Source organism: Peptacetobacter sp. AB845 (assembly GCF_047528295.1).
Lineage (GTDB): Bacteria > Bacillota > Clostridia > Peptostreptococcales > Peptostreptococcaceae > Peptacetobacter.
This window is the reverse complement of record NZ_CP180001.1, coordinates 758,410-770,472: the sequence shown is the minus strand read 5'-3', so window position 1 is coordinate 770,472 and position 12,063 is coordinate 758,410. Positions and strand designations below refer to the sequence as shown.

Below are 12,063 nucleotides of genomic sequence, written 5' to 3'. Positions count from 1 at the left end.
AGTACCTCTCGACAATCCACAGCTGTGCAGTAAATCTATCAACAAAACAAATTACCCACACCACAGCGAGGACCGGAGAGAGGACTAATATATTTTTTCTTTACTCCTAATAAAATCCCATTTTTTCTACATATTCAATAACTATCTCATCCATTTTATCTTCCGCATCTTCAAGGCTTTTACACCCCTTAAATATCGGATTCCTATATTTATGCGACAACAAATCACTTTTTCTATCCCGCATACCAAGCACATATTGCGACCTAATAAAATCATTCTTCTCAACATAATTTACATGCTTAGTATTCTTTATAGACCTAAACAAAATCTGTGCCTTCTTTAAATCATTTTCGATACAAGTATAATACAATACTGCTGTATTTATAAGACCTCTGAAGTACATTCTATCAGTCATCTTATTAAATCTAGCTGGATTTCCATCTCTAACATCCCATATAATTTCCTCAATTCTATATCCAGAATATTTTCCGTCTATAATCTTTTGGAAAAGAAGTGTCTGAGCTGCAATGGCTAGAGATACTATATTATCGTCTGTTATATCATTTTGATCTAGTTCTTTTTCTAATCTTGTTACCAAATATTTCTCAGTATCTGGAGAAATTCCATTTTCACCTATAATTGAATTTGAATACATCACAGAAACAGTGAATATATCATCTTTTTCTAGGTTTTTGTAATGTGTCCCGTCACCGTAGAAAAAGCTCGGAATACACATAGCTAAATCCAATACCAATGTAGATACAATCAATATGGGATATTTAAAGTATATTCCTGCAACTAGGCAAAGTGCAGAAAGCACTATATCGCTCTTTGGACCTGCAGAAATTGCCCTTTTCCAAGCTATTATATGTCTTTCAAATTCCAAATCGTTTCTTATTTCGCCATTTTCTATATTTGCTCTACCTAAATAAGTTCCTTGAAGCCTGTTTTTTTCTATTCTTACAAATCTTTTTCCTTCTCTTATAACTATAATCGGCCCTGCATACAATTTTGTAAATCTAAGCCCATTCATCTCCGCAATCTTTCCATGCATAAACTCGTGCACAATTACAAATACCGCAAGCTGCACCAAGAAGCACACAGATAACTCGAATATACTTAAATCTAAAAATTCAACACTGATTCCAATTAAAGCTCCAACCGAAGTATATATAAGAAGTTTTAATAATGTTTTTCCCATAGTATCTCTCCACAAAAATTATATTGTCTAACTTTTATATCTATATTTCTGCCTCTAATTTATCAACAAGTTCTGCAAATACATCTAATGCCTTTTCAACAGATTCTTTCTTTTCCATATCTACTCCGGCTCTTCTTAACTGGTCTAGTGGATATTCTGAACCACCGCTTTTTAAGAATTCTATATATCTATCTACTGCGGGTTTTCCTTCTTTTAAAATCTGTGAGCTTAATGCACTCGCAGCTGAGAATCCTGTAGCGTATTTATATACATAGAAATTAGAGTAGAAATGAGGTATTCTTGCCCATTCTATTCCTATTAATTCATCTACATTTGTAGAATTTCCATAGTATTTTTTATTTAATCCATAGTATATTTCTGTGAAATCATCTGCTGTAAGTGGTTTTCCAGCTTCTACATGTTCATGAGTTATTTTTTCAAATTCAGCAAACATAGTCTGTCTATGTACTGTTGTTCTAAACTGCTCTAAGTAGTAGTTTAGAAGGTAAATTCTCTCATCTTTAGATTTTGCATTTTCTAATAGATAATTTACAAGTAATAGCTCATTAGTTGTAGATGCAACCTCAGCAACAAATATTTTATAATCTGAATATATGTAAGGCTGAGTATTTCTTGAGTAGTAGCTGTGTACAGAGTGCCCTAATTCGTGAATTAATGTAAATAATGAATTTAGGTCTTCTGTGTAGCTAGTTAGGATGTATGGCTGTGAGTCGTAGCATCCCCAAGAATAAGCTCCACCTTTTTTACCTTCATTTTCAAAAGCATCTATCCATCTTTCATCAAAAGCCTTCTGAATTATAGATAAATACTCTTCTCCTAGAGGAGCAAGTGCTTTTAATATAATCTGCTGAGCTTCCTCATAAGGTATTTTATATTCAAATTTTTCAGCTAGAGGCACATAAAGGTCGTACATGTGTAAATCCTCTATTCCTAAGAATTTTTTCTTAGCCTCTACATATCTATCTAATGTAGGTATGCTTTCGTGTACAGCGTCTATTAAATTATTGTACACATCTACACTTATATTATCCGCAAATAATGATCCCTCTATTGCAGAGTTGTGTTTTCTCATTTTTGCGTAGAATATTTCTGATTTTATAGCTCCGTAAAGACTTGATGCGTAAGTGTTCTGGAATTTTTTGTAAGTAGAAAATTCCCCTTCAAAAGCATCTTTTCTCACTCTTCTATCTCTACTCTTTATAAGTAGAGAGTAGTTGAAGTGGTCTATCTTTATCTTTTCGCCATTTTCCTCTTCTATTTCTGGGAATTCCATATCCGCATATGCAAGCATGTCGTATACACTTTCAGGAACTGCAGTTAATTCTGAAACTGAAGCAAGTATTTTTTCTTCGCTTTCTGATAATGTATGTGGTTTATCTCTTAAAATTTCGTCTATGAATTTTTTGTAGAATGCCATATCTTCATCCTGCATATATTCATCTAAAACTTTTTCGTCCATAGCTATTATCTCTGGAACTAGGTAAGATGAAGCCACTCCAAAATTCGATGAAATCATCTCAGATTTTACAGAATCTGCCTGATTATCGTTCTTTCTTGTATCCTCATGATGTTTCATGTGAGTGTATACATATATTTTTTCTATAACTCTAGATGCTTCTTCTAAAGTCTTTAAAGCATTTAATAAATTTTCTTTTCCAAGAGATAATTTTCCCTTGTACTGTGCAATTTCTTCAGTTAATTCTTCTGCCTTTTTTATATCGGCATCAACTGATTCTTTATCTGGGTACATTTTTTCTAAGTCCCATTTATATTTTTCTTCTATATTGTTTCTTTCTATTCCCATAACTGCCTCCTGTATATTTCCCGGGAAATTACATTCTTAAAGAACCGCTATAAGTATAGCACCTTCTGCTGTAAATGTTCCCATTATTGGTCCTATATTAGCAACAAGAGTTTCCTCGAAATTATAGTGGTCTACTATAAATTTCTTAACTTTTTCTGCTTTTTCTGGACAGTTTGCATGCCCAACTATTACGTCTTTGTGCTCTATTTCATTTATATCAACACAGTTTTTGATATATGTGAATAGTTTTTTAAGACTGTTGCTTTCACCTCTAGCTTTATCTATAGGTTTTACAAGACCTTCATCTATTTTTATTATTACTTTAAAATTAAGTGCATTTATAAGTTTTCCTGCTATAGGGTTTACTCTACCACCTTTTATTGCATTTTCTAGTGTGTCTAAAGTACCGTAGAGTACCATGTCTTTTTTCATTTTTTCTATTTCTTCTAGAATTTCGTCCATGTTTTTGCCAGCTTCTATAAGCTGATGAGTTTTTAGAATCATAAGCGCAACCCCTATAGAACCGCTTTCCGAATCTATAACCTCAATTCTCTTATGCTCATGTTCCTCAAGGTACATATTTTTAGAAATTACAGCATTACTATATGTCCCTGATAACTTAGAAGTAAGAGTGAAAACTATTATTTCCTCGTATTCTTCATTTCCATAAACTTCCATAAATCTCTCTAAAGAAGGACTTGAAGTCTTTGGTAGCTCTTTACACCCTCTCATCTTTTCATAAAAAGTCTTTTCATCTATATCTACACCACCGATATAAGAATCCTCTCCAAAAGCTACATTTATTCTAACTATCTCAGGATTCACTATATCTATTATTTCCTGAGGAAAATCACATGAACCGTCTGTAACAATTTTTATATTTGCCAATTTACACCCTCCTAAACCACACTATTTGATTATACATATTTTTAAATATTTCTATTGACTACAAAAATTGAAATAACAACGCCAAATGAACATTGTTATACATTTTTATTATACTATATAACAACATTATCGTCGAGATTCTTATCTCTAACACGCATAAGCATTGAAAAATTTAACAATACACCATTTATACTTAAATTTTAAACTATATAATATCTTTATAGTGATTAAAATTTTAATAAACTATACCATAACATTATTAAATTGTTGAAGAATTTTACGATACCTTATTCTATAAATCTCTATAAAAAATTATAAAAAATGGCTGTTAGAAAAAATTTTGCAAGTAGACCATTTAAGACTTAAACACAAGTAGCTCGCACCGACAATTCTGCAAGCGCCCCATACATTAAAAGGTATTACATAAATGGATGGGGCGCTGAAGCCTGGAGAGCGAATACTTGTGTTAAGTCTAGGTCTGCTGCAAAACCTTCAACAGCCATATTATTTATAATTTTTTAATCCGAGATTTTACATAAGGTATCGTAAACTTCGAAACAATCCCTACGAAAATTCCCGTTACTAAAGATGTTATCAACATAAACGGTAGATAAGTAGTCATAGCTATGTTTTGAACTATCATCGATGCTACAAGCAACTGCCCTACATTGTGCCCTATTGCACCTCCGATACTTATCCCAATCACAGAAAAATCCTTAATTCTACTAAACAAATACATCACAACAAGACTCAAATATCCTCCACCTATACTAAACATCAAATAAGACATCGGCCCTGTAAATATAGAAGAAAGAATTATTCTAACTGTAAGAATGATAAAAGTATCCTTAAATCCAAGAGTCATAAGTGCCACCAAAGTAATGATATTACTAAGTCCTAGCTTTGCACCAGGAAACACCGCAACCATTGGATTTGGAATAAATCCTTCTATTATATATAAGATTAAACTGTATCCTACCATTAGCCCTAGGAAAGTCAGTTTTTTCGTTTCTATTCTCTTTTCAGACATAACGTCCTCCTTTTTAATAATTTTGCTACATTGGTATTATTTTTGTTACATTGATATTATATCACAATAGTTTTGTTATAAGTGATTAATACAAAATTAACGTTTCTCAATAGGAAACGCTGTTTTTGATAAATTTTATCATCTTTTTTATTTCTAATTTTCTTTTAAAATTTTGCAACTCGTCAATCATTGATTTTAATTGACATACATAAGTTTTTGAGATATAATATCAATAAGATATTGATAATGAATTTCATTAATTTTAAGGAGGAATTACCATGAATACAGTTTTTGATTTAAAAGTTGGCGAAAAAGGCCGCATTGATAATATAAATGGAAACGAAAAATTAGCTAAAAGACTTCTTGCTCTAGGTTGTATAAACAACACTGAAATAGAAGTAAAAAAGGTTGCTCCATTTGGAGACCCAATACTTGTAAGATTTAGAGGGCTTGATCTTGCTATCAGAAAATCTGATGCAAAGAACATAGTTCTTCAGTAAGGAGGTAGAATTTGTTAAATATAGCACTTTTAGGAAACCCAAACGTCGGTAAAACTACAGTATTCAACCTACTTACAGGTTCAAATCAGTATGTGGGTAACTGGCCAGGCGTTACAATAGAGAAAAAAGAAGGATTCCTTGAGGACGATATAAAAATTGTCGACCTTCCTGGAATTTATGCGATGGATACTTTTTCTAATGAAGAAAAAGTTTCTAAATCATTCCTTGAAAAAGAGGACGTCGATTTAATTTTAAACGTTGTCGACGCATCAAACTTAACTAGAAATCTTTACCTAACTACTCAGCTTATGCAGTTTAACAAGCCAATAGTTATACTTTTAAATATGCTTGATGTTGCAAAAGCTAGAGGAATGGAGATTGATACTCATAAATTAGCTCGTGAATTTGGAGTGACTGTTATTCCAATAGTTGCAAAGAAAAAAGAAGGTGTAGATGACATAGCTTCTAAACTAAGAGAAGCTGCTAGAAAGCCGTTTATCTACTCTACTAACTGGGGAAATGAAGAAGAAACTTACAAAATAATAGAAGAAAAGCTTGCTCTTTGTACAAATTTCCCAAAAGAAGATAAAAAGACTATAAGCGATAAGATAGACAGCATAGTGCTTCATCCAATATTTGCTTATCCAATATTCATCGGTCTTTTATTACTTCTTTTCAAATTTACATTTGACTGGGTTGGAGGGCCACTTCAGGAAGGATTTGCGGGACTTATTGAAAACTACATCGCCGCACCAGCAGATGCCGCACTTGCAAACTCTAGTCCTTGGTTTAGATCTTTAATAGTAGATGGTATAATTGGTGGACTTGGCGGAACACTTCCTTTCTTCCCATTAATATGTACTCTATTCTTTGGAATATCTCTGTTTGAAGACAGTGGATATATGTCTAGAACAGCATTTTTAATGGATAGAATAATGAAAAAAGTTGGACTTTCTGGTAAGGCATTTATACCTATGATAATGGGTATGGGATGTTCTTCTCCAGCAATAATGGCTACAAGAACTCTTGAAAGCGAAAAGGATAGAAAAATAACTGCACTTATCGCACCTCTAATGACTTGTGGTGCAAAATTACCAGTTTATGCATTATTTGTTGCAGTTTTCTTCCCTAAAAATCAGGCTATAGTTACAGCTTCACTTTACTTAGTTGGAATTGTGGCTGCAATAATAGTTGCACTATTCTTAAATAGAACTACTTTCAAAAACGAGGTTGAGCCATTTATATTAGAGCTACCTGAGTACAAAATACCTACAATCAGCGCTCTACTAAAAAATACTTGGAATAAATCTAAAGGATTCTTAGTTAAAGTTGTTACTATAATGTTTGCAATGTCTGTTGTTATTTGGGCATTCTCATCATTCAACTTTAACGGATTCACAGAAAATATAAATGATTCTTTCCTAGCTTATATAGGAAAAGTAATCGCTCCTATATTTAGACCACTAGGATTCAGCGATTGGAGAACTTCCGTTGCCCTTCTTACAGGACTTGGAGCAAAAGAAGTCGTTGTAAACACACTTAGCATACTTTACGGTAACTTAAATGAAGTATTACCTACAGTTTTCACAGGTGTTACAGCTTATGCATTCCTTGTTTTCACAGCACTTTACACTCCTTGTATAGCTGCTCTAGCTACAATGAGAAAAGAATATGGAAACAAGATGATGTTTACATCTCTATTCTATCAGTTTGCACTTGCTTGGGTTGCAGGTGTTATCGTGAACATAGTTGGAAGTGCGTTTGCAGCGGCAAGTTCTCCAATTGAGATAGCAATAACTGCAGTGATTGTAATAATTACAGCTGTTATACTTATTAGAATCTTCACTAAACCAAGAAGCAGCTGTAGTAGTTGCAGTGGTGGTGGAGAAAATGGAGGCTGTGCTAACTGCTCAGCTTGCGGAAATTTAAAAGCTTGCTCAATGAAAAACGAGAACTTACTTGATGAAATGAATAAAAGAAAATAGATAGAACGAAAAAGATAGGTCTAACAACCGCTCCAGGCTTCGACGACTCACTACAATTTTTGTAACACATTTAAAAGTAGTGAGTCGTCTCCAGATTGTCGCTGGATTGTTTAGACCTATCTTTTTTCGTTAAGCTAGTTTCCTAGTTATTCGTTTGTAAAAAGTCGTTATTTGTTTATATGTTATTCATTTATATAAAGTAGGTTCTTGTTTTTTCATCTGTTTCAAGTTTTTAAATTTCTACATACTAATTTTCTATATAATAATTGTTGTAAATAAAATCTCTGTAATTGTTTCTCTATAATGTATGCGTTTGACCTTCTACTGAGAATGCAGACATATCCATATGCATTATAGGAAAGATAAATAATTCTATCTCCTCTCAGATTATTTTGAATGAAATATATTGGTGATTGTTGCATATCTAGTAAATGGAAGGTACTCTACCTTTATCTCATCCCCTATTTTACATCCTTTTGTATTTCCAACTCTATAATAACCACCGTATTCAAGATTTATTGATGTTCCTGATTTTTTAATTATAACACTACAAACTTCTTTATAATTTCCTTTCAAAACATATGGTAAATCTAAACAAGAAGGCAATGTTCCAAACATAAAGAAAACTATACACAATATCAGAAAAAATCTTTTCGATAATAAATTTAACCTTTCTTCATGCTTCTTAGCCCAATTTTGTTGTCTTGGATAAAAAAACTCCCGTTTTGCTATTTTTATATTAGAAAAAGCAAGAATTACACAGATTACAACACTAAAACTCATAATAATGAAATATATCCAATATAAAGAAAGTCTATCAGCACTCATAATACTCTCCTAAATTTTTAGTATTTTTATTAATATATTATAAATAATTAAATTATACCACATCTTGCTATTCCTCTCCATCTATCCAGATAACTAACTTCTCCAACCCTTTCCATTTCCACCTATCTAAAGTATTAAGCAAATAATCATAATTAGAAATCATATGTTGCCAGCAGTTTTCTGCTATCAATCTTTTTATTATTATAATAGGTTTATTTCTCAGCTAGTGAAATTTTATAAATAGATAGATTTTTCTAGCAAAATCTTTCAAATTTATAAAAGAAATCTAGTTAGAAATAAACCTACTTCGTTACAAAAAAAGATGCCGCAGAAAACTGCGGCACCCATATATTTCAATTATAATTATTTACTTAATTCTTTAGATTTTTCTGTGCATTCATGTATAGCATTTATTACAGCTGATCTGAATCCTAAGTCTTCAAGAACTTTAACAGCTTCTATAGTTGTTCCAGCTGGAGAGCAAACCATATCTTTTAATTCACCTGGATGTTTTCCAGTTTCAAGAACCATTTTAGCTGATCCTAAAACTGTCTGAGCAGCGAATTTGTAAGCCTGAGGTCTTGGCATTCCTTCAAGAACTGCAGCATCTGCCATAGCTTCTATGAATAAGAATACGTAAGCTGGTCCAGAACCACTTACACCTGTAACAGCGTCCATTAATTTTTCAGTTACTATTTCAGCTCCACCGAATGATTCGAATATAGTTTTAACTTCTTCTAATTCTTCTTTAGTAACGTTTTTGTTTGCACATATTCCTGCCATACCTTCTGATACTAAAGCTGGAGTATTAGGCATTATTCTTATAACTTTTTTGTCAGCTCCTACTATAGCTTCTAACTGAGATATCTGTTTTCCAGCAGCTATAGACATAACTAACTGATCTTCTCTTACTAATTCAGCAAGTGGAGATAAAGCTACTTCAACTATGTTTGGTTTTAAAGCTATTATAAAAGCGTCACAATTTTTAACAACTTCTGCTGAATCAGTTGTTACATTTACACCTAATTCTGCTTTAACTCTATCAAGAGATGGCTGATAAAGGTCTGCAACAGTTATGTTTTCTGGTTTAACAAGACCAGCTTTAACTATTCCACCAAGCATAGCACTTCCCATATTTCCTGCACCAATTAATCCTAATGTTTTCATATCAAAAACTCTCCTTATTGTATAAATTTAAAAAATAAAAAAATATAAACTTTTTTTGTTTACAGTTTATGTTTACATTGTCATCTACATATATTATTATAGCCAACTATATAATATTTATCCAATTCATCTTTGTTATCGTTTTCTATCTTTTTATATCTTTTTTATATCATAGTCAAAATTTAATAAATTTTTTCAATATATTAAAAAATATAATAACAGGGGATAGAAATTCTATCCCCTGAAAGTTGCTAGTTTTTTATTCTTAGAAGCTCTGTTCAGTTCTTCCTATTATTTCGTCCTGTAAAGCTCTACTTAAATTATTGAAGTGATCACTGTATCCTGCAACCCTAACTATTAAATCTTTGTATTCATCTGGGTTTTTCTGAGCAGCTAATAATACATTTTTGTCGAATACGTTGAACTGTATATGATGTCCATCCATATTGAAGTATGCTCTTATTAGGTTAGCCATGTTGTCTAATCCTTCTTCACCCTGAACAACTGATGGTGCGAATCTCTGGTTTAATAGAGTTCCTCCAGTTATTAAGTGGTCCATTTTAGCACAAGATTTTATAACAGCTGTTGGTCCGTTAGTATCTCCACCTTTTTCTGGTGATATACCTTCAGAAACTGGTTTTTCAGCAAGTCTTCCGTTTGGACTAGCACCCATAACTTCACCGAAGTATACGTGGCAAGTTGTTGGAAGCATGTCTACTCTGTAGTGTCCACCATTTACTGTTGGTCTACCAGTTACTTCACCATGATATAAGTTGAATACTTCTTTCATTATATCATCTGCGTAATCATCGTCATTTCCGTATTTTGGAGTTTTATTTTTAACCATGTTAAGTTCTGCTTCATATCCTTCGAAGTTAGCTTCCATAGCTTTTAATAATGTATCCATGCTGAATTTTTCATTATCAAATACATTGTATTTTATAGCAGCTAAACTGTCAGTTATTGTACCTATACCAACACCCTGGATGTATCTAGTATTGTATCTAGCTCCACCTCTCTGGTAGTCTTTACCTTTTGCTATACAGTCATCAACTATTGAAGACATTAATGGGCAAGGCATGTGTTCAGCACATATTTTTTCTATTATAGCATTACCTCTAACTTTTACATCTACCATGTAGTGTAACTGTTTTTTGTAAGCTTCGAATAATTCTTCATAAGTTTTGAAATCTCTTGGATCTCCTGTTTCTATACCAACCTGTTTTCCAGTGTATTTATCGAATCCATTGTTTAATGTTAATTCTAATATTTTTGGTAAGTTCATGTATCCTGTTAAAACGTAAGCTTCTTTACCAAAGCATCCTGTTTCAACACATCCACTTGTACCACCAAGTCTAGCATCTTCTATAGTTTTTCCAGCGTTAAGAAGTTCCTGTATTATAGCTTCAGTGTTGTAAAATGCTGGCTGTCCCCATCCTTTTCTTGATATTTCACAAGCTCTTTTTAAGAATTTCTGAGGAGTTTTTCTACTTATCTGAACGTTTGAACTTGGCTGAACTAATTTCATTTCATCCATTACATCAAGTATTATGTAACTTACTTCATTTACACCGTCCTGTCCATCTGGTCTTATACCACCAGTGTTAAGGTTAACGAAGTCAGTGTAAGTTCCACTTTCTTTTAATGTTATACCAACTTTTGGAGGAGCTGGCTGGTTGTTGAATTTAACCCACATACATTCTAGTAATTCCTGAGCACCTTCTCTAGTTAATCTTCCTTCTTCTACATCTTTTTCATAGAATGGGTTTAAGTGCTGGTCTAATCTACCTGGAGAGAATGCATCCCAAGTATTAAGTTCTGTAGTTATACCAACGTGTACGAACCAGTACATCTGTATTGCCTGATGGAATGTTTTTGGAGCGTGTTCTGGTACAACGTCACAGTTTTCAGCTATTAATAATAAGTCTTTCTTTCTCTGTTCGTCAGTTGTTTCAGCTGCCATTTTTCTAGCTAATTCTGCATATCTTTTACCGAATATTATCATTGCTTCACAAGATATTGCCATAGCTTCTAAGTCAGCTTTTTTATCGTATGCTTCTTTATCGTTTAAGAAGTCTAAGTTAGCTATTTCTTTTTCTATATCTTTTTTAAGATCTGCGAAACCTTTTCTGTATATTATGTCACCACAAACAGTGTGTCCTGGAGCTCTCTGTTCCATGAATTCTGTGAACATACCAGCTTCATAAGCATTTTTCCATTCTGGAGCCATAGCGTTAACTATTTTTCTTCTAGTCTGTCTTTTTTCCCAGAAAGGTATTATTATTTCTTCCTGTATTCTCTTGTCTTCTTCTGTAACTGAGAAGTCAACTATATCTCTATCATTCATTACGTTCATATCTTCTATTGTATGACAGCATATTTCTGGGTATGTAGGAGCTGCCTGAGCTGAATCACCTTTTTCCCCAACTATTAATTCACCATCATTTATACAAAGAGTTCTATTTTCCATGAAGTGTTTGAAAGATAAAGCTCTTAGCACTGGCATTTCAACGCTACCTTCCCATTTTTTATAAGCTTCAGTAAATAGTACCGCTCTTTCTATTGATATATGCGGTTTAGTTGTTACACTTGCTTCTCTTAATTTTTTAGTTCTTGCAAAAGTTCCTCTTCCCATGACA

9 protein-coding genes are annotated in these 12,063 nt (G+C 32.8%); 2 read left to right on the top strand and 7 right to left on the bottom strand.

Annotation, left to right across the window (positions count from 1 at the left end; all coding sequences use genetic code 11):
* Positions 1–106: 106 nt before the first annotated feature.
* The 4 genes from ACK2WO_RS03845 to ACK2WO_RS03830 all read right to left on the bottom strand — a co-directional run bounded on the left by ACK2WO_RS03845 (position 107) and on the right by ACK2WO_RS03830 (position 4,944).
* Positions 107–1,201 (bottom strand): hypothetical protein, encoded by a 1,095-nt coding sequence (locus ACK2WO_RS03845; RefSeq protein ID WP_414698418.1) that lies wholly within the window; start codon positions 1,199–1,201, stop codon positions 107–109.
* A 40-nt stretch (positions 1,202–1,241) separates the two neighbouring features.
* Positions 1,242–3,026: an oligoendopeptidase F gene (pepF, locus tag ACK2WO_RS03840; protein ID WP_414698417.1), complete on the bottom strand. Its 1,785-nt coding sequence runs from the start codon at positions 3,024–3,026 to the stop codon at positions 1,242–1,244.
* Between the two features lie 36 nt (positions 3,027–3,062).
* On the bottom strand, positions 3,063–3,914 hold the full coding sequence (locus tag ACK2WO_RS03835; protein ID WP_414698416.1) for a DegV family protein: 852 nt from the start codon (positions 3,912–3,914) through the stop codon (positions 3,063–3,065).
* Positions 3,915–4,422: 508 nt separating this feature from the next.
* Positions 4,423–4,944 carry a Gx transporter family protein gene (locus tag ACK2WO_RS03830; protein WP_414698415.1) on the bottom strand — a complete coding sequence of 174 codons (522 nt, stop codon included), beginning with the start codon at positions 4,942–4,944 and terminating at the stop codon, positions 4,423–4,425.
* Between the two features lie 278 nt (positions 4,945–5,222).
* Between ACK2WO_RS03830 and ACK2WO_RS03825 the strand changes: the two genes are divergently transcribed.
* Entirely contained in the window at positions 5,223–5,444 is a 222-nt protein-coding gene (locus ACK2WO_RS03825) for a FeoA family protein (RefSeq protein ID WP_006439643.1), read from the top strand.
* 11 nt (positions 5,445–5,455) lie between these two features.
* On the top strand, positions 5,456–7,429 hold the full coding sequence (gene feoB, locus ACK2WO_RS03820; RefSeq protein WP_414698414.1) for a ferrous iron transport protein B: 1,974 nt from the start codon (positions 5,456–5,458) through the stop codon (positions 7,427–7,429).
* A 387-nt stretch (positions 7,430–7,816) separates the two neighbouring features.
* Here the strand turns inward: feoB and ACK2WO_RS03815 are convergent, their stop codons facing one another.
* The 3 genes from ACK2WO_RS03815 to hypD all read right to left on the bottom strand — a co-directional run bounded on the left by ACK2WO_RS03815 (position 7,817) and on the right by hypD (position 12,059).
* A complete protein-coding gene (locus ACK2WO_RS03815; protein WP_414698413.1) occupies positions 7,817–8,257 on the bottom strand; it encodes a sulfate permease in 441 nt (146 codons plus the stop codon).
* A gap of 363 nt (positions 8,258–8,620) precedes the next feature.
* Positions 8,621–9,424, bottom strand: a complete 804-nt coding sequence (gene proC, locus ACK2WO_RS03810) for a pyrroline-5-carboxylate reductase (RefSeq protein ID WP_414698412.1) — start codon at positions 9,422–9,424, stop codon at positions 8,621–8,623.
* Between the two features lie 265 nt (positions 9,425–9,689).
* A complete protein-coding gene (gene hypD / locus ACK2WO_RS03805) occupies positions 9,690–12,059 on the bottom strand; it encodes a trans-4-hydroxy-L-proline dehydratase (protein WP_414698411.1) in 2,370 nt (789 codons plus the stop codon).
* Between the last annotated feature and the right edge of the window lie 4 nt (positions 12,060–12,063).

Excerpts from the sequence above, each read along its gene's own strand:
- pepF (WP_414698417.1), bottom strand. The coding sequence starts at position 3,026 with ATGGGAATAGAAAGAAACAATATAGAAGAAAAATATAAATGGGACTTA.
- hypD (WP_414698411.1), bottom strand. The coding sequence starts at position 12,059 with ATGGGAAGAGGAACTTTTGCAAGAACTAAAAAATTAAGAGAAGCAAGT.
- ACK2WO_RS03825 (WP_006439643.1), top strand. The coding sequence starts at position 5,223 with ATGAATACAGTTTTTGATTTAAAAGTTGGCGAAAAAGGCCGCATTGAT.
- ACK2WO_RS03830 (WP_414698415.1), bottom strand. The coding sequence starts at position 4,944 with ATGTCTGAAAAGAGAATAGAAACGAAAAAACTGACTTTCCTAGGGCTA.
- ACK2WO_RS03815 (WP_414698413.1), bottom strand. The coding sequence starts at position 8,257 with ATGAGTGCTGATAGACTTTCTTTATATTGGATATATTTCATTATTATG.
- proC (WP_414698412.1), bottom strand. The coding sequence starts at position 9,424 with ATGAAAACATTAGGATTAATTGGTGCAGGAAATATGGGAAGTGCTATG.
- ACK2WO_RS03845 (WP_414698418.1), bottom strand. The coding sequence starts at position 1,201 with ATGGGAAAAACATTATTAAAACTTCTTATATATACTTCGGTTGGAGCT.